The sequence below is a fragment of the Skermanella mucosa genome, assembly GCF_016765655.2.
GTDB lineage: Bacteria > Pseudomonadota > Alphaproteobacteria > Azospirillales > Azospirillaceae > Skermanella > Skermanella mucosa.
In genome coordinates this window covers 1,709,472-1,727,500 of sequence record NZ_CP086106.1, presented here as the reverse complement: position 1 = coordinate 1,727,500, position 18,029 = coordinate 1,709,472, and the positions used below count along the sequence as shown (strand labels likewise).

The 18,029-nt window shown below is 68.3% G+C and carries 15 protein-coding genes (1 of these 15 only partly in view); 6 read left to right on the top strand and 9 right to left on the bottom strand.

Annotated features, from left to right (window positions below):
• Nucleotides 1-1,507, bottom strand: the 5' portion of a protein-coding gene (locus tag JL100_RS07860; protein WP_202680159.1) for a glycosyltransferase family 39 protein. The gene continues 176 nt to the left of window position 1, outside the view; the window shows 1,507 of its 1,683 coding nt (coding positions 1-1,507); it begins with the start codon at nucleotides 1,505-1,507; its stop codon lies off the left edge, out of view.
• A 357-nt stretch (nucleotides 1,508-1,864) separates the two neighbouring features.
• On the opposite strand from JL100_RS07860, the gene JL100_RS07855 reads away from it, so the two are divergent.
• Complete coding sequence (locus tag JL100_RS07855; protein ID WP_202680158.1) at nucleotides 1,865-2,503, top strand: DedA family protein; 639 nt, start codon at nucleotides 1,865-1,867, stop codon at nucleotides 2,501-2,503.
• Here JL100_RS07855 and JL100_RS07850 read toward each other — a convergent pair.
• Genes JL100_RS07850 through JL100_RS07840 form a run of 3 tightly spaced genes read right to left on the bottom strand, consistent with a single transcriptional unit; the run spans nucleotide 2,457 to nucleotide 4,090 of the window.
• Nucleotides 2,457-2,756, bottom strand: a complete 300-nt coding sequence (locus tag JL100_RS07850; protein ID WP_202680157.1) for a DUF3253 domain-containing protein — start codon at nucleotides 2,754-2,756, stop codon at nucleotides 2,457-2,459. The genes JL100_RS07855 and JL100_RS07850 overlap by 47 nt on opposite strands.
• Nucleotides 2,757-2,801: 45 nt before the next feature.
• Nucleotides 2,802-3,143 (bottom strand): chaperone modulator CbpM, encoded by a 342-nt coding sequence (locus JL100_RS07845; protein ID WP_228421128.1) that lies wholly within the window; start codon nucleotides 3,141-3,143, stop codon nucleotides 2,802-2,804.
• The gene (locus tag JL100_RS07840) at nucleotides 3,140-4,090 is read right to left on the bottom strand and encodes a DnaJ C-terminal domain-containing protein (RefSeq protein ID WP_202680156.1); all 951 of its coding nucleotides are present in this window, start codon (nucleotides 4,088-4,090) and stop codon (nucleotides 3,140-3,142) included. The genes JL100_RS07845 and JL100_RS07840 overlap by 4 nt, the downstream gene beginning before the upstream one ends.
• Before the next feature lie 173 nt (nucleotides 4,091-4,263).
• Here JL100_RS07840 and JL100_RS07835 point away from each other — a divergent pair, with 173 nt between their 5' ends.
• Entirely contained in the window at nucleotides 4,264-5,352 is a 1,089-nt protein-coding gene (locus JL100_RS07835) for a S1C family serine protease (RefSeq protein ID WP_202680155.1), read from the top strand.
• 7 nt (nucleotides 5,353-5,359) lie between these two features.
• Here JL100_RS07835 and JL100_RS07830 read toward each other — a convergent pair whose 3' ends face one another.
• Nucleotides 5,360-8,803 carry a transcription-repair coupling factor gene (locus tag JL100_RS07830; protein ID WP_202680154.1) on the bottom strand — a complete coding sequence of 1,148 codons (3,444 nt, stop codon included), beginning with the start codon at nucleotides 8,801-8,803 and terminating at the stop codon, nucleotides 5,360-5,362.
• Nucleotides 8,804-8,973: 170 nt separating this feature from the next.
• On the opposite strand from JL100_RS07830, the gene JL100_RS07825 reads away from it, so the two are divergent.
• Nucleotides 8,974-10,071: an efflux RND transporter periplasmic adaptor subunit gene (locus JL100_RS07825; protein ID WP_202680153.1), complete on the top strand. Its 1,098-nt coding sequence runs from the start codon at nucleotides 8,974-8,976 to the stop codon at nucleotides 10,069-10,071.
• Nucleotides 10,072-10,075: 4 nt separating this feature from the next.
• Nucleotides 10,076-13,198 carry an efflux RND transporter permease subunit gene (locus JL100_RS07820; RefSeq protein WP_202680152.1) on the top strand — a complete coding sequence of 1,041 codons (3,123 nt, stop codon included), beginning with the start codon at nucleotides 10,076-10,078 and terminating at the stop codon, nucleotides 13,196-13,198.
• Between the two features lie 2 nt (nucleotides 13,199-13,200).
• Here JL100_RS07820 and JL100_RS07815 read toward each other — a convergent pair whose 3' ends face one another.
• The 3 genes from JL100_RS07815 to mobB form a co-directional block, all read right to left on the bottom strand.
• Nucleotides 13,201-13,608: a response regulator gene (locus JL100_RS07815; RefSeq protein WP_202680151.1), complete on the bottom strand. Its 408-nt coding sequence runs from the start codon at nucleotides 13,606-13,608 to the stop codon at nucleotides 13,201-13,203.
• Between the two features lie 96 nt (nucleotides 13,609-13,704).
• Complete coding sequence (locus tag JL100_RS07810; protein WP_202680150.1) at nucleotides 13,705-15,867, bottom strand: putative bifunctional diguanylate cyclase/phosphodiesterase; 2,163 nt, start codon at nucleotides 15,865-15,867, stop codon at nucleotides 13,705-13,707.
• A gap of 141 nt (nucleotides 15,868-16,008) precedes the next feature.
• The gene (mobB, locus tag JL100_RS07805; protein WP_202680149.1) at nucleotides 16,009-16,536 is read right to left on the bottom strand and encodes a molybdopterin-guanine dinucleotide biosynthesis protein B; all 528 of its coding nucleotides are present in this window, start codon (nucleotides 16,534-16,536) and stop codon (nucleotides 16,009-16,011) included.
• Nucleotides 16,537-16,646: 110 nt separating this feature from the next.
• On the opposite strand from mobB, the gene sugE reads away from it, so the two are divergent.
• Nucleotides 16,647-16,961: a quaternary ammonium compound efflux SMR transporter SugE gene (gene sugE / locus JL100_RS07800; RefSeq protein ID WP_202680148.1), complete on the top strand. Its 315-nt coding sequence runs from the start codon at nucleotides 16,647-16,649 to the stop codon at nucleotides 16,959-16,961.
• Between the two features lie 75 nt (nucleotides 16,962-17,036).
• Here sugE and JL100_RS07795 read toward each other — a convergent pair whose 3' ends face one another.
• Entirely contained in the window at nucleotides 17,037-17,255 is a 219-nt protein-coding gene (locus JL100_RS07795) for a hypothetical protein (RefSeq protein ID WP_202680147.1), read from the bottom strand.
• A gap of 300 nt (nucleotides 17,256-17,555) precedes the next feature.
• On the opposite strand from JL100_RS07795, the gene JL100_RS07790 reads away from it, so the two are divergent.
• Nucleotides 17,556-18,011 carry a YccF domain-containing protein gene (locus JL100_RS07790; protein ID WP_202680146.1) on the top strand — a complete coding sequence of 152 codons (456 nt, stop codon included), beginning with the start codon at nucleotides 17,556-17,558 and terminating at the stop codon, nucleotides 18,009-18,011.
• The last annotated feature ends 18 nt before the right edge of the window (nucleotides 18,012-18,029 follow it).

Genomic DNA, 18,029 nt, shown 5'->3' with positions numbered 1-18,029 from the left:
CCGTCTGAACGAAGTTGGGCGGCAGGAAATAAAGGGCCGAGGTCGGGTTCGCACAGACGAAAACCTTGTACCGCCCGCCGAGCCGCCCGCCGTTCTCCGCCTTCAGCTTGCTTTCGAGCATGTCGGTGGCTTCCGCCAGCGACGTTCCCCAATAATCCAATTCGAAACGGCCTTCGGCCCCGGCCACGCCCCCGACGAACTGGTTGTAGAATATGTATTCCTGGGGATGCAGGCGGACCATCGTCCAGGCTTGGAATGCGACCGTGGCCCCGAGCGGCACGACCAGCCCCCATTTGAGCCGCGGCCAAGCGGTGCCCGTCCAGGTCCAGACGCGGTCGAGCGCCAGGGCCGCGATCACCGTCAGCGGCGGCAGCATGAAAAGGAAATGGCGCATGCCGTTCAGCGCGAGCGGCCGCGCCACCATGAAATAGGCCAGCGGAAACAGCGCGGCGAGGACGAGAAGGGTCCACTTCAGCACGAACGCATGCGGCACCCCGTTTACTCTGTCCCCGAGCCTCCCGTCCAGGAACGAGGCCGAGGCGATCACGGCGGCCGAGGCGATGCCGGCCAGGACCAGTTCCGGCAATTGGGTGCCCAGGAACAGGGGCAGGTAGTAGGACGGCAGCTCGGTCGCCTTGATCATCTCGCCATTGACCAGGACGGACCCCGGCCAGGGGAAATTGGAAAACACCGTCGCGGCGCGGATCGGGTTCAAAGGCTCCTGCCAAGCCCAGGGCCAGAATGCCGCCATCGCCAGATACATCACCGGCAGCATGGGCAGGAACGACAGCGCCAGCGCGACGGTGGTACGGACCAGTTCCCGCCGCTCCGCTCCCCGCCCCGCGACCAGCGCCAGATACAGGACCAGAGCGGCGGCGAGATACAAGCCGGCGAGCAACCCGACGATGCGGGTCCCGAGAGTGATCCCGAGCACCACTCCCAGGCCCAGCGCAGTGCGCAGCGGAACCCGCGGCAGCGTCTCCATGGCGCGGCACATCAGGTACAGGGACCAGGTCATGCCGCAGGCGAAAGGAATGTCCTTGGGATTGATGAACATATGGCCGTAATAGGCCGGCGTCACGACCATCAGTAGAAGGGCCAGGAACCCTGCGCGCGGCCCGCCGAACAGCCGCCCCAGGCGCCAGACGCCGGCAAGCCCGAGCAGCCCGACCAGCCCGCCCAGCAGATGCCTCGTCTCGTACTCACCGAAGGGCGAGACGGTGTTGACCACGGCGGCGACCAGATCGAAGGATCCGCCATACAGGTAGAGATTGAAATGTATGAAGACCGATCGGTCTTCGAAGCCGCTCAGATAGAACGACAGTATCTTCTTGCCATAAGTGTTCTGGATTTCCTCGTCCCAGCTTATGCCATAGTGCTGGAACGTGGCGGCGACCAGGACCAGCACGACCGCCAGGATGATCATCGACAGGGTATCGAACGTCGCCCAGCCGGATGAGCCGGCAGGTCGGGAGCGCCCGTCGCCAAGACCAACGGTGCTGCGCACTGGTATCATCGTAAAGCCCTTGCCCCAGGGAGATGGATGAGTCCGCCCGTTCTTCAGTTCTTCTTGATGTCCCCGCCGGAACGGGGCGACCCGGACGGCGCCGGTTCATATCAGGTCCGGAGCCGCAGGCGCGCGAAATATCCGGGGAATATGCTAATTCCCCGTTAACTCCCCACCCCGGAGCCGCCCCGTGGCGAGACGACCACAATCCGGCCTCATTTCAAGAATATGGCAGGGCCGTCATCCCGGCCGGCCCCGACCGTCCGGAAATTCCGGTTCCCAAAGTTCAGAAGCGCGCCACCAGTTCCGCCCAGGATGCGGGCCTGTCCCGCGCGAAGGATCCCTTAGCGGACCGTCATGGAAATATTCGACCTCATCCATCGCTACGGCGACCTGTTCTATGGCATCGTTGCCGTCTGGACCTTCCTGGAAGGCGAGACCATCGTGATCTTCTCGGGCATCGCGGCCCGCGAAGGCGTGGTCAACCTCACCCTGCTGATCTCCTGCGCGTGGGTCGGCAGCTTCCTGGGAGACCAGATGTACTTCATGCTGGGACGCCATGCCGGCGCCCGGATGCTGACCCGATATCCCCGCTGGCAGCCGGGCGTGGACAAGGCCCTGGGCTTGCTGGAGAAGTACAGCACGGCCTTCATCCTGAGCTTCCGCTTCATCTACGGCGTACGGAATTTCAGCTCGTTCGCGATGGGGATGAGCACGTTGTCGTGGCGCCGCTTCGCCCTGCTCAACTTCGTCGCGGCGGGCATATGGGCCGCGTGCTTCGCGGGCGCCGGCTATGCCGCGGGCGCGGCGCTCCAGCAGGTCGTGGGGGAAATGGCGACGGCCGTGACGGTCGGCCTGCTCGGCGTCTTCGTGCTGGTCGGGGCCGTCATGGGCCTGGTGTCGTGGCGCCGCAAGCGGGCGCTTGCCGCTCCCGCCGTCGCGGCGGCGGTCAAGGCTGGGCCGGCGGCACTTTCCTCAACCGAACCACGCCCTTGAAATTGTTCGGGTCGACCGGCTCGCCCTTGCGGGTGATCTGCAGCCGTCCCTGGCGGGCGAGGTGGATCGCCTGCTGGCGAACCGCCGTCATGTATTTGTGCCAGCCGTCGGCCGGCATTCCGGGCGTCTTCGTGTCCTTGTAGAAGGCCTGCGCGACCTCCTGCGGGGACACGGATCCGCCATCCTCGATCATCGCCAGGATGCGTTCGGTGATCGGGTCGGGCTTCTGGTTCTTGCTGGCATCGTCGGTCATCGCGCGGTCATAGCAGACCCGCGGGGGTCGGCCAAGGCCCATGCATCAGGCATCGCCTCCGTCGAGAGCCTGGCGCCTCAACTCCGCGGCGACGGACCGGCGGACCTCCTCCGGCTGGGCCGCGACCGCATCGACCAGTTGCCTGAGGCGGCGGCGGGTGCCGTAGAGCTGGTCGAGCAGGCCGAGGACGACCGGCATCGCCTCGTCGTCGATCGCCATGTCGTCGCGCATCTCGCAGATCAGGGTGACCCGGGCGACGTCCAGGTCGGTGAAGACATAGCCGCCGGCCTCGTGGTGCGGCCGGACCCAGCGCCGTTCGATCCACAGGGCGAGATCCCGCCGGTCGATCCGGCCGACGGTGGCAAGGACCTGTTCGAGCGCCATCATCGCGATTGCTCCAGGGTTTCGCGGGGATCCTGCGGGTGGCTGTCGTACCAGCGCCGGATGAACTCCTCCAGCTCGGCGTCGGGCTGCCGGGGAAGGACCGGACGGACCGTGACATACTGGTCGCCGCGCTCGCCGCCGGGGGATGCCGGCATGCCCTTCCCCTTGAGCCGGAGCACGGTGCCGCTGTCGGCCCCTTTCGGGATGGTCATGGCGACCGCGCCGTCGACCGTCGGCACGCGGACCTTGGCCCCGAGCAGCGCCTCGGCCAGGGTCACCGGCAGATCGATCCGGACATCGCGCCCCTCCCGGCGGAACACCGGATGGGGATCGACCTCGATCCGGATGAGAGCGTCGCCGGCCGGGCCGCCGCCCAGCCCGGGTCCCCCCTGCCCCTTCAGCCGAACCGTCTGCCCGCTGTCGATGCCGGCCGGGATCTCGACTTCCAGCGTCCGGCCGTCGGGCAGCGTCAGGCGCTTTCGCGACCCTTTCGCCGCGTCGAGGAACGGGACGCGCAGCGAGTAGTTGACGTCGCCGCCCCGCATGCGGAAGCCGCCGGTACCGGCGGCCCCGCCCGTTCCTGCGCCGCTCCGCCCAGCGCCGCGATGGCTGAACAGATCGGCGAAGAAGCTTTCGATGTCCTCGTTGTCGACGAAATGCTCCTCCGTCCCGTACCGGCCGCCGCCGCCCGCGTCGGCGAAGCCGCGGTAGAAGCTGCGCGGCGTCTCCGCACCGCTCGCGTCGATCTCCCCGCGGTCGAACCGGGCGCGCTTCTCGGAGTCCGACAGCAAGGCGTATGCGGCGGAAATGTCCTTGAAACGGGCCTCCGCGTCGGCTTTGCCCGGATTGATGTCGGGATGGAATTTCTTGGCGAGCTTGCGATAGGCCTTGCGGATATCGTCATCCGTCGCGGTCTTGGAAAGTCCCAGGATCTCGTATGGATCGGTCATCGAAGGCACCGGCGCCAAGGATCGGTTCTCCGCCGTATAAAAGCGCGTTCCGGCGGCTCGTCACAACCGATCATTCGGCTGATCGCTTGCCGCCTTTGTGCTTGACCGCCGGCCCATGCACCCCGTTTAAACACTTCCGGCCCCGTCGGGCCGACGTAGAGCGGGAGGGACGGATGGGCGGGCAGCGGTTCTGGCGGTACATGCTGATCTGGGCGCTGCTGGTCGCGACGATCTGGATCGGCGACCGCTTCGTGCGCGGCGTCTTCCTGACCGCCAGCGAGCCGCGGGCGGTCACGGCGCGGGGATCGCTGGCCGAGTCCGAGGAATCGACGATCAGCCTGTTCGACGCGACGGCGCCCTCGGTCGTCTATATCTTCACCGACCGTGCGGATCCATCCGGTGATCCGAACGGCCGGGGGTCGCGCGGCGCCGGCTCCGGCTTCATCTGGGATGCCGCGGGGCATGTGGTCACGAACCACCATGTGGTCGAAGGCGCCACCCGCGTCGCCGTCCGGCTGGACAGCGGCGAGGCCGTGCCGGCCCGGGTGATCGGCATCGCCCCCAACAGCGACCTTGCCGTGCTGAGGCTGAGCGAGAACCGCGCGGCGCTCCGCCCGATTCCGATCGGCACCTCCGACGACCTGAAGGTCGGCCAGTCGGTCTACGCCATCGGCAATCCCTTCGGGCTGACCCGAAGCCTCAGCACCGGCGTGATCAGCGCGCTGGAGCGGCGGCTTCCGGCCGGCAGCGGGCGGGAGATCGCCGGCGTGATCCAGACCGACGCGGCGATCAACCCCGGCAACTCGGGCGGCCCGCTGCTCGACAGCGCCGGCCGGCTGATCGGCGTCAATACCGCCATCCTGTCCGGGTCGGGCAGCTTCGCCGGGATCGGCTTCGCGGTGCCGGCCGACACCGTGAACCGGATCGTGCCCAAGTTGATCCGGGACGGCCGGGTGCCGACCCCCGGGATCGGCATCCGCGTGGCGCCCGAGCAGGTCGGGGCCCAGCTCGGCGTGACCGGGGTTGTCATAGCCGAGGTGATCCCCGGATCGGCAGCCGACCGCGCCGGCCTGCGAGGCTTCGACCCGTCCGGACGACGGGCAGGCGACGTCATCACCCACGCCGGCGGGTACCCGGTCGCGACCCTGGCGGAACTCGCGACCAGACTGGAACAGACCGGGGTCGGGCACCCGGTGACGCTGACGATCCAGCGCGACGGCCGGACGTTCACCGTCAACGTGACGGTGATCGATATCTCCTGAACCGGCGTTACCCGCCGGCCAAGTCGCGCAGCAGCCTTCGGGCCGCGTCGAGCCGTGCCGAAGAGTTCTCCGCCAGCGGAACCACAAGGTTGCCGTCGTCGCGGCGCCGGGCACCTTCGTTGCGCTTGAGGAACGCCTTCAATCCCTCGGGCTCGCGCCGGAACGTGATCAAGGCTCCGCGCGGCCCGACATCGAGCTGTTCTACGTGAGCGTCGCGGCACAGGCGCTTCAGCTCGCCGAGGCCGATCAGGGTCCCGACCTCCGGCGGAATCGGTCCGTGCCTGCGGGCCAGGTCCTCCGTGAAGGCCCTGGCCGCCTCGACAGTCTCGAGCGCCGCGATGGAGCGGTAGAGCGCCATGCGCTCGTCCAGGCCGGCGACATAGCTTTCGGGGATCAGCACGGGCATGCCGAGCGAGATCCGGGGCGTCCAGAACTCCTCCGGCTCCTTGCCGCCCTGGACCGCCTCGATCGCCTGCCTTAGCATCTCCTGGAACAGGTCGACCCCGACGGCCCGGATGCTGCCGGACTGCTCGTCGCCCAGCAGGTTGCCGCCGCCGCGCAGTTCCAGGTCCTGGCTGGCGACGCTGAACCCGGCCCCCGGATCGGTCAGCATGGCGATGGCGTCCAGGCGGCCGCGCGCCGTTTCGGATAAGTCGGCTTCCGACTCCACCGTCATCCAGGCATAGGCCCTGGTGCTGCCGCGCCCGACCCGGCCGCGGAGCTGGTGGAGTTGCGCCAGGCCGAACATGTCGGCCCGGTGGACGACCAGCGTGTTGGCATTGGGGATGTTCAGCCCTGCTTCGATGATGTTGGTCGCCAGGAGAACATCGGCGCCGCCACGCACGAAGGCGGTGATCGCGTCGTCAAGCTCCTCGGGAGCCATCTTGCCGTGGGCGCGCAGCACCCGGAGATCGGGAACCAGGGTTTCCAGCCGATCGCCCACCAGGTCGAGGTCGGCGAGGCGGGGACAGACGTAGAAGCTCTGGCCGCCGCGCTCCCGCTCGCGCAGGAGCGCCTTGCGGATGATGTCGCCGTCGTAGGTCAGGACGCGGGTGCGGACCGGCTGGCGTTCCACCGGGGCCGTGCCGATCAGGCTGAGGTCGCGAAGCCCGCCCAGCGCGAGCTGGAGCGTGCGGGGGATCGGGGTCGCCGTCATGGTCAGGACATGGACGCCCTCGGCGATGTCCTTCAGCCGCTCCTTCTGTTTGACGCCGAGCCGTTGCTCCTCGTCCAGGACCAGCAGGCCGAGGTCCCTAAACCGGACGGACTCGCTCAACAGGGCCTGGGTGCCGACCGCGATGCGGGCATGCCCGTCGGCGATGCGCTGCCGGGCAGCCTTCGCCTCGTCCGTCGGCGTCCCTCCGGTCAGCTCGACGATCTCCATCCCGAACCCGGCGAAACGCTCGCGGAACTCGTCGGCATGCTGCTTGGCAAGCGGCGTGGTCGGTGCCACCACCGCGACCTGCCGGCCGCCGGCCGCTACCGCGAAGGCCGCCCGCAACGCGATCTCGGTCTTGCCGAAGCCGACGTCGCCGACCACCAGCCGGTCCATCACCTTGCCCGACGCGAGGTCGGCCAGCACATCGTCGATCGCGGTCTGCTGGTCCTCCGTCTCGGTATAGGGGAACCGGCCGCTGAACCGGCGGTAGGCGGCGGGATCCGGCACGATCGGATCGACCTTCGCGAGCGACCGCTTCGCCGCCGTCGCGATCAGTTCGTGCGCCGCGTCGCGCAACGTCTCCCGCATCCGCTCCAGCCGGTTGGGCCAAGCGGCGCCGCCCAGCTTGTCCAGCTGGATCGTCTCGCCCGGCATGCCGAACCGCCACAGCAGGTCGATGTTCTCGACCGGAACGAACAGTTTGTCGCCCTGGCGATAGATCAGGCGCAGGCAGTCGTGGGGCGCGCCGCCGGCGTCGATCGTCTCCAGCCCCTCGCACAGGGCAACGCCGTGGTCGGCATGCACCACCAGGTCGCCCAGGGCGATCGGCGGCACGTCGGGAAGCAGGGCGCCGCGCCGGGCCTCGGCGGTCCCGGCGGTCCCGCGCCGATCGGGACTGATGATGTCGGCCCGCGCGATCACGTGGATGCCCTCGACCTCGAAGCCGGCCGCCACCGGCAGGGTCGCCACCGCCGCGTCGCCGGCCGTCGTCCCGTCCCAGGTCTCCGCAGCAGGCATCTCCGGCATCCCGATCCGCCGTCTCAGGGGATCATGCTGTACGTCGCGCTCCACGGCGAACAGCACCCGGGCGCCGCCGGCGCGGAGCTTGCGGACATGCCGGGCCAGGTCTTGGCCGTGCTCGTCGTCATGGAACCGCGGACCGGGGCGGGCTCCGGCATCCAGAACATCCTCTCCCGGCTGCGGCGGCGCCGCGCGGAACGCCAGGACCGACCGGGCCTCCAGGCAGACATCCCAGGCGACCTCATCGACGAAGACCTGCTCGGGCGGCAGCGGGTGGAAGGCCGGCAGATGGACCTTCTCCTCAATCGTGCCCATGGCCCTGCGCGCCTGATAGGCGTCGGCGACCTGCTCCAGATAATCGTCGCGATAGGACTCCACGCCGTCGTCCAGGGTGACGGGGCAGCCGGGAAGGTATTCGCACAGGGTTTCGGTGCCGCCGTAGAACAGCGGCAGCCAGTGCTCCATCCCGGTGAGGCGCCTGCCCTGCCCGACCGCCTCGAACAGCGGATCGACCCTTTCGACCCGCCCGAACTGCTCCTGGTAGTTCGTCTGGAAGCGCGCGATGCTCTCGTCGGTCAGGACCACCTCCGACAGGGGCGGCAGTTCCAGCCGCTCCAGCTCCTCCCCGTCGGCGCCGCCCCGCCGGACCGTGTCCAGGGTGCCGTTCAGAAGTTGCAGCATGACCGGTGACCGCTGGCCGGGCGGAAGGATCTCCACGCGGTCGTCGTCCCACAGGAAGTCGCCGACTTCCTGGACGGTCTCCGCCGGGGAATACCCGTTCCGCAGCAGGAAACGCCGCAAAGGCTCCTCGACGTCGTCCTCTGGCGCCGCCCGGAAGGTCGAAGCCTCCAATACGCCCTGCGGCGGCAGGCGGCGCAGGAACGCGGCGGCCGTCGCCAGGATCAGCCGAGGTCCCTCGGACGGCCGGCCCAGCCTCAGCAGGGTATCGACCCGCCGGGCCGCGACCGCCGCGGAGGGGGAGCACCGCTCATAGGGACCGCAGTCCCAGCTCAGCAGCGGCAGAACCTCCAGCTGCGGCGCGAAGAAGGCCAGCGCACGACGCAGCCGCAGCAGCCGCCGGTGGTCGCGGACGATGTGGAGAAGGCCGGTGGACTCCGCGCGCCGCGCGAGATCGCCCAAAAGCATCCCGTCCAGGCCCTCGGCCACGCCCGCGACGGTTTGGCGGCCGGGCCGGCCGAGGTCGAGTTCCAGGTTGCCGAACAAGCGCGCGTCACGACCGGGGGCGAAGTCGGCGTCAAGATTGTGGTCCATGGACAGGGCGATTCTGCTATTGTTGCAATGAATATCGAGCTTTCGCGGCCCGATCAGGACGGCAGCCTGTCCCGGCGGGAACCGGACAACAGGCCCTTTTTCCGATTGTTCCTGCGGCGGCATCCATCGATCCAACCTCCACCGGCCCGGTACGGACGGACCAGGATACCATGCGACTGATCTGGCAGATTCTCCTGATCGCGGGGCTGGGCACCGGCGCCGCGGGTGCCTGGTACGGCATCCCCGCGCTGCACGGGAACGGACCGCAGGCGGCGGCGCCCGACCGCGCCGCGCGACCGGTCAATGTCGTGGCGGAGCCCGCCCGCATCGGGGAGATCGCGACCGTGGCCGAGGCGGTCGGCACCCTGCGCGCCAACGAGGCGGTGACGGTGAATTCCAAGCAGACCGGCATCATCCGCGCGATCCGGTTCGACGAGGGCCAGTGGGTCGAGCGGGGCTCGGTCCTGATCGAACTGGACGACGCCGAGGCCCGCGCCCAGCTCGCCGTCGCCGAGGCCGACCGGCGCAACGCCCGGCAGCTTCTGGAGCGCTCGCGCACCCTGCTGACCCGGCAGGCCGTCGCGGAGGCCAGGGTGGATGAGCTGACCGCGGCGCTGGACAGGGCCGACGCCGCGGCTCGGGCCGCCCGCGCCCGGCTGCAGGAGCTTGTCGTGACGGCGCCCTTCGCCGGGCAGACCGGCCTGCGCCGGGTCAGTCCCGGCGCGCTGGTGACCAGCGGGACGGCGATCACGACGCTGGACGACATCCGCACGGTGAAGCTGGATTTCCGCGTGCCGGAGGCGGCGCTGGGCGGGCTCCGGCCGGGGCTCGCCGTGTCCGCCAGGAGCCCAGCCTTCCCCGGCGAGACCTTCACCGGCGTGGTCTCCGTCATCGACACGCGGGTCGATCCGGTGACCCGGGCGGTCGAGGTGGTGGCCGCCCTGCCCAACGACCAGCTGCGCCTGCGGCCCGGCATGTTCATGAATGTCGGCCTGACCCTGTCGTCGCGCGCCGACGCCGTGCTGATCGCGGAGGAGGCGCTGGTCCCGCTGGGCGAGCGCCAGTTCGTCTTCGTCGTGACCGACGGCCACGCCCGGCGCCGCGCCGTCACGATCGGGCAGCGTCACGACGGCATGGTCGAGGTGGTCGAGGGCGTGGAGCCCGGCGAGCTGGTCGTCGTCCGAGGCACCCAGCGGGTGCGCGACGGCGCCCCGGTCAAGGCCGAGCGGGAACCGCCCTCCGCCGCGCGCCCGGCTGCCGGGAGCTGAACCCATGGTGCTATCCGACGTCTCGATCCAGCGCCCGGTGCTCGCCATCGTGCTCAACGCCCTGCTGGTGGTCTTCGGCATCTTCGCCTTCACGAAGCTTCCGGTGCGCGAGTATCCCAGCGTCGATCCACCGGTCGTCTCGATCAGCACCAGCTACGAGGGCGCGTCGGCCGAGGTGATCGAGACCCAGATCACCCAGGTGATGGAGGGCGCCGTCAGCGGCGTCGAGGGGATCAAGACGATCCGCTCGACCAGCCGCGAGGGATCGTCCAACGTCCGGATCGAGTTCCTGCTGACCCGCGACATCGAGGGGGCCGCCAACGACGTGCGGGACCGCGTCTCGCGCGCGGCCCGCAGCCTGCCGGACGAAGCCGACGCTCCCGTCATCGCCAAGGTGGACAGCGACAGCTCGCCGATCCTGTGGGCGACCCTGACCAGCGAACAGCTCAGCCGGCTGGAGCTGACCGACTATGCCCGGCGCGTCCTGGTCGACCAGATCACCGCCGTCCCAGGCGTCGCCGACGTGCGGATCAGCGGCCAGCGGATCTACGCGATGCGCGTCTGGCTGGACCGGAGCGCGCTCGCGGCCCGCAATCTGACCGTCCAGGACGTCGAAACGGCACTCCGACGGGAGAACGCGGAGCTGCCGGCCGGCCGAATCGAGTCGGCGCAGCGGGAGTTCACCGTCCGCACCGATACCCGGCTGTCACGGGCCGAGCAGTTCTCCCGCATCGTCATTTCCCAGCGGAGCGGGGACTTCATCCGGCTGGGCGACGTGGCGCGGGTGGAGCTGGGCACCCGCGACGACCGCGGGGACTACACGGTCAACGGCCGCGCCGCCGTCGGCCTGGGCGTCACCAAGCAGGCGACCGCCAACACGATGGAGGTGGCGGAGGGCGTCAAGGCGCTGCTCCGGCAGGTCGGCACCACCTTGCCCGGGGACGCGGCCATCGACGTGTCGTTCGACGAGAGCGTGTTCATCGCCGAATCGATCTACCAGGTGTTCCACGCCCTGACGATCGCGCTGGGCTTGGTGGTCCTGGTCACCTGGGCGTTCCTCCGCGACCTGCGCGCCACGATCATCCCGGCGGTCGCCATCCCGGTGTCGATCATAGCCGCCTTCACCGTGCTGGCGGCGCTCGGCTATTCGATCAACGTGCTGACCCTGCTGGCACTGGTGCTCGCGATCGGGCTGGTGGTGGACGACGCGATCATCGTGGTCGAGAATGTCAGCCGCCGGATCGAGCTGGGCGAGCCGCCGCTGCTGGCGGCCTATCGCGGCGCCGGCCAGATCGGCTTCGCGGTGATCGCGACCACGGCGGTGCTGATCGCGGTGATCTTCCCGCTCGTCCTGCTGCAGGACACGGTCGGCCGCTTCTTCAAGGAGTTCGCGGTCACGCTGGGGGCGTCGGTCGCCTTCTCCGCGCTGGTGGCCCTGACGCTGACGCCGATGATGTGCTCGCAGGTGCTGCGCGGCCACCACGGCGGGGCGGTGTTCCGCCTGACCGAACGGTTCTTCGACGGGATGACCCGGGCCTATTCCAGGGTCCTGGACGGCGTGCTGGCCGCACCCGTCCTGATGCTGGCCCTGCTCGGCGCGCTGACCGGGGCCACCTGGTACCTGTTCACCCTGGTGCCGCAGGAGTTCACCCCGCCGGAGGATCGCGGCAGCTTCCGCATCACGGTGACCGCGCCGGAAGGCGCCAGCCAGGACTTCACCAAGCGGGAAATGGAGGCGGTCGAGCGCATCCTGGCGCCCTACCGGGAAAGCGGCGAAGTCTCCAGCGTGCTGGCGATCCTGAACCCCGGATGGGGCGGCCAGACCGGCGTGAACCGGGCGACGATCCAGGTCCGGCTGGCGCCGTGGGACCGGCGTGCCCGGCCGCAGTCGGCCCTGATGGCGGAGCTGCGCGGCAAGCTGCAGGCGGTGCCGGGCGCCCGGGTCGCGGCCTTCGCGGGCGGCGGCATCGCCCGCAGCGGCGCGCTCAACCAGGTGCAGGTCGTCCTGGGCGGCAGCAGCTACGAGGAACTGGCGGTCTGGCGCGACCTGCTGATCGACCGCCTGCGCGACGAGCCGGGGTTCGGCACGATCCAGGCGAACTACGACGAGACCAAGCCGCAGCTCCGGATCACGGTGGACCGCGACCGCGCGGCCGACCTGGGGCTCGGCACGCGGGCGATCGGCGAAACCCTGGAGACGCTGGTCGGCGGGCGGACCGTCACGCGCTTCACCGACCGCGGCGAGGAATACGACGTGGTGGTCCAGGCCACGGGCAGCGACCGCGCCAACCCGCGCGACCTGTCGAACATCTTCCTGCGCGCCGGAACGTCGGAACAGCTGGTGCCGCTCTCCAGCGTCGTGACCGTCCGGGACGTCGCCGGCCCCAGCGAGCTGGGCCGGGTCGACCGGCTGCGCGCGATCACCGTCACGGCCAACCTGGAAGGCATCGCCATGGGCACCGCCATCGACGTGGTGCGGAAGGCGGCGGCCGAGGTGCTGCCCGGCCAGGTCAGGCTGACCTTCGACGGCTCGGCGCGGGAGCTGCAGGAATCGAGCGCCGCGATCTATTTCGCGTTCGGCATGGCGCTGCTGATCGCCTTCCTGGTGCTGGCCGCGCAGTTCGAGAGCTTCACGCTGCCCTCCATCGTCATGCTCACGGTGCCGCTCGCCCTGTTCGGCGGCCTGGCGGCGATCGTCGCCAGCGCCATGACGCTGAACATCTACACCCAGATCGGGCTGGTGATGCTGATCGGCCTGATCGCCAAGAACGCCATCCTGATCGTCGAATTCGCCAACCAGATGCGCGACGAGGGCAAGGCCATGGACGCGGCGATCCGGGAGGCCGCCGCGACCCGGCTGCGCCCGATCCTGATGACCAGCATCGCCACGGTATTCGGCGCGGTGCCGCTCGCCATGGCGGAAGGTGCCGGCGCGGAGAGCCGGATGGCGATCGGGCTGGTAATCGTCGGCGGCGTCTCGGTCGGGTCGCTGCTGTCGCTGTTCGGCACGCCCCTGCTCTACAGCCTGCTGGCGCGCCGGCTCCAGCCGATCGGCCGGATACGCCGCCGCATCCAGGAACTGGAGCTGCAGCACGCCAAGCCGACGGAGGGCTTGCCGGCGGAGTAGGCTCAGCTGGCGACGGCCAGGGGCGGTTGCTGTTCGGAAGCGACGGCGCGAATCGCGTCCAGCACGGGCCGCCCGTCGCCCCCCTTGGTCAAGTAACGGCGGGCCCCCGCGGCGAAGGCCTTTTCCGCCGATCTCCGGTCGCTCAGGCCGCTGAAGACGATGACCGGCACTTCCGGATGGGCATCGGTCAGTTCACGGAGTGCTGCCAGCGGCTCCTTGCCCGGCATGGTGAGGTCGAGCAGGACGGCATCCGGGCGGAGTTCCGCGACCGTATCGACAAGCTCGTCCGCGGAGTACAGGCAGCCGACGCAATCCATATCGGGCGTGGCGTCGATGGTGGCCTGCGTCGCCATGACGATCATGGCGTTGTCATCGACGCAGAGTACCTTGATCGGGTGGGCCGCCTTCATTCATGCCTCTTATGGACAGAACTGTCTTACTCAGACGTCATATCCGAACCGGCGGGAATATGCAAGTGGGTAGGTTGGATCGAAGCCCCCTAGCCATCAGGCATAGGTTGAAAAGCCCTCCAGCAGCTTCATCAGGTCCGGACCCGCTATGGGTCGGCTGAACAGGTAGCCCTGGATCTCGTCGCAGCCCAGGCGGCGCAGGTGGGCAAGCTGCTGTTCGGTCTCGACCCCTTCGGCGACGATGCGCCGGGACATGGAATGCCCCATGTCGATCACCGCGCGCACGATCTCCGCGTCCTCCGCGCCGGTGGCGATATCGGTGATCAGCGAGCGGTCGATCTTGATGGTCTCCAGCGGCATCAGCTTCAGATAGCTGAGCGACGAGTAGCCGGTGCCGAAATCATCGAGCGCCAGATGGACTCCCATGTCGGCCAGTTCCTGGAGAAGCTGGACGACCTCGACGCTGTCCTTCATCACGACGCTTTCCGTGATCTCCAGCTCGATGTCGTCGGGCTTCAGCCCGGTCCGCTCCAGGATGTCGATCAGGGTGGCGGGAAACGAAGGCCGGATCTGACGGACCGACAGGTTGATCGCCATGCGGATGTTCGAGAACCCCCGGTCGATCAGCAGCCGGCACTGGCGGCAGGCGGTTTCCAGGACCCACTCGCCGACGGGGATGATCAGGCCGGTCTCCTCCAGAACGGGCACGAAGGAGGCCGGCGAGACGTTGCCGAGATCCGCGTTGCGCCAGCGCAGCAGGGCCTCGCAGCCGCAGACGGTCCAGCTCTTGAGATCGACCTTGGGCTGGAACACAAGGGAGAACTCGCCCCGCTCAAGGGCGCGGGCGAGGCCCGACTTGATGGCGATCCGGGTGTTCACCTCGGTGTCGAGATCGGAGCTGTAGAAGCATTTGTGCGGCGGCTCCGCCTCGCGGGCGCTCCAAAGCGCGGCGTCGGCGTTGCGCATCAGGATGTCCGAATCGACTCCGTCGCCGGGAAAACTGGTGATCCCGAGGGCGGGGGAAAGCTTGACCTCGATCCCGTCCAATTCGACGGGTGCTTCGAAGGCGGCCAGGATCCTGTCGGCCAGCACGCCGATGCGGGAGGACTGGTCGATGCTGGGGGCGAGCACCGCGAACTCCGATGCTTCCAGCCGCGCCAAGGTGTCGGTGGACCGCAGGCAGCCGGCCAGCCGCCGCGCGGCTTCCTGGATAGCCTGATCGCCGGCGGCGCGGCCCATGCTGTCGATCACCATGCGGAATCCCAGCAGATCGATCAGCAGCAGCCCGCCATGGCCGCCATCCTGCTGGCGCTCCTCCGCGGCGAGGGACAGCCGCTCGGTGAACAGGGTGCGGTTGGGCAGCAGCGTCAGCGCGTCATAGAGCGACTGGCGCCGGATCAGCGTCTCGAAATGGGAACGCTCGGTGATGTCGCGGGCGATCGCGACGAAGACGGGCGGCGTCTCGTTGCGCAGCAGCTGGACCCTCACCTCGACCTCGTAGGTCGAGCCGTCGCGCCGCTGGTGGAAGGTCTCGAAGCTGACCTCGTCCATGGTGCCGTCCTGGAGCGGACGGAGCAGTTCGGCGAAAGCCTCCTCGCCGAACTCGAACTTCAGGTCCATCGGCGTCATGCGCATCATTTCATCGGCCGAATAGCCCAGATTCTCGCGCGCCTGCCGGTTGACCAGCACGAATCGGTGGGTCTCGGCATCGAAGACGAAGATCTCGTTGATCGACTGCTCGATGATGCGGCCGAACCGCGCGGTCTGCTGTTCGGCGCGGGTCCGCTCCGTGATATCGCGCAGGACGACGACATAGGCTCCGCCACCGTCCAGGCTGACCCAGGCGATCGAGGCTTCGGCCGGGAACTCGGTCCCGTCGCGCCGCATCCCGCAGATCTGCCGACGCTCGCCCATCAGCCGGGAGGCGTCGGAGTGAGCCTGGAACTCCCTCATCTGCCTGCCATGCTGGGACCTGTAACGCTCCGGCAGCAGCATGTGGACCGATCGCCCGATCACGTCGGCCGTGTCGTACTGGAAAATCCGTTCCGCCGCCCGGTTGAACAGGACGATCCGGAACTGCGCGTCGATCACCACGAAGGCGTCGCCCGCCAAATCCAGGATCGCGTAAAGCGGAGTTGCATGGAGGGCCGTGCCCGGCGTCAAAAGTCCCTGGAAGCCAAACGACGAGGCCGGGTGGTCCGCCATCGGAGCGCCGGGACTTCCGTCCCCCTCGTGCCCGACGTCAGACAGGGTCGTCATCAGCTTCTCCTCACGCATCATGCATCGTGGCTTCGCACGCCACAACCATGCGGCGTTGAATCCGGACTCAGCGACTAATGATACGTTCGCTCGGCGGGGAATCAATCAGTTTCAGGAGAGAAACAATCGACCCTTCCGGCGTCAACTACCCGTACCGGCTGCGTTATCGCGAGACCCCATGCTGCAGTGCGTCATTAGGAAGCGGGCAATTTCCGCGGGCTGGTTGAGATCGAGCACGGGAACGGTCACTTCGGGGACGGGGCCGTCGCAGGCGACCGCGACGACCGACGAATCCTCGAGCGCCAGCAGCGGCTTGCCGGTGGCGCGGCGGAACACTTCCAGCTTGGGGTGCGGCGAGCGCTTGAAGCCCTCGATAAGCAGAAGATCGACCGGCGTCATGTGCCGGACGAGTTCCTCGATCGAAGGCTCCGGCTCCCCCCGATTCTCGTGCATCAGGGCCCAGCGGTTGGCCGACGTGATCAACACCTCGGAAGCTCCGGCCATGCGGTGGCTGTGGGAGTCCTTGCCCGGCTGATCGACGTCGAACGCATGATGGGCATGCTTCATGGTGGAAACGCGCAGGCCCAGGGCGTTCAGTTCGGGCAGGAGGCGGACCATGAGCGTTGTCTTGCCGCTGCCGCTCCAGCCGGCGATGCCGAATATCTTCATGGTGAATCCGTTGCTGCGATCGTGACGCAGATTAGGACGGCGAGACCCGATCCGCTACGGTGAAGGTCGGCGGCCTCCGCCGAAACTTGGAAAAGGAAGAAGGAAACACGATGGCGTGGGTGATCCTGTTCGTTGCCGGACTGTTGGAGACCGGCTGGGCGATCGGACTCAAATATACCGAGGGCTTCTCGCGCCTGTGGCCGAGCGTCTGGACCATAGCCGCCATGGCCGCCAGCATGGTCCTGCTGGCCTACGCCCTGAAGACCCTGCCGATCGGCACCGCCTACGCGGTCTGGACAGGTATCGGTGCCTTCGGCACCGCGGTGCTCGGAATCGTGCTGTTCGGCGAGCCGGCGACCGCCGGACGGCTGGCCTCCATCGGGCTGATCATCGCCGGCATCATAGGGCTGAAGCTGGTCGAGTGAAAGGCGTAGGACCGGGCGGGCACCGACCCGTGCCCGCCCGACCCTTCCCACGACCTGCGACCAGGGTGCTCGCGCTCAGGCGGCCAACCGGATCAAGCGGCTACTGTCACCCTCCGCGGCGACATCGGCGCGGGTGCGCAGAGCGCGGTGACGCTGGTCGACGAACTCACGGAACAGGGCCTTGTCGGCCAGGATCTCCTGGGCGCGGGCAGCTTTGCGGGGATCGGGGTTGCCGGTGAGGCGGCGCAGGGTGTTGGCCGCAATCCGAAACTCGACAGCGAGGTTGCGCGTCATCGTCACATCCTTTCAATTCTCTTTTCAGAGGCGGACGGACGATGAGAAAACGCCCGGCCGCCTAGCTAGTCGGACCGTTGTCGCTCACGCGAAGCTCCAGGGTAGAGTGCGGACACGGCAGCCGGGGCCGCCGTTCCATGCACGGATGAACAGAGCAATAGGCCGTTTCGTTCGCCGAAGCAACCATCTTACGACCTTATCGCCACCGATCTTTCGTCGTAGGAACCCGTTTGCAACAGGGCTGTCAAGCCATGGAAACCACCTGGATTCTCCCCATATCTGCGGCGAAGGAGAGATTTCATGAACCCTGTCAGCCTGATCCTGAACATCCTGTGGATCGTCACGGGCGGCATCTGGATGGCTGTGGCCTGGCTGTTCGCCGCGGTGATCATGGCGATCACGATCATCGGCCTGCCCTGGGCCCGTTCGGCGTTCAACATCGCCAGCTATACCCTGATGCCGTTCGGGCGAACCGCCGTTTCCCGAGACGAGTGGGACGGCCGGGAAGACCTGGGCACCAGCCCGCTCGGCTTCTTCGGAAACCTGATCTGGTTCCTGCTAGCAGGCTGGTGGCTGGCCCTGGGCCATGTGCTGACCGCCATCGCATTGGCGCTGACCATCATCGGCATCCCGTTCGCCTGGGCGCACCTGAAGCTGGCGATCATCTCGCTGTGGCCGATCGGCAAGCGGATCGTCTACAACGAGGAACTCGAGGAACGCGCCCGGGCGGGCTACCGGGTGCCGGGGACCCTGTAGGACGGGTCCCCGCAAGCC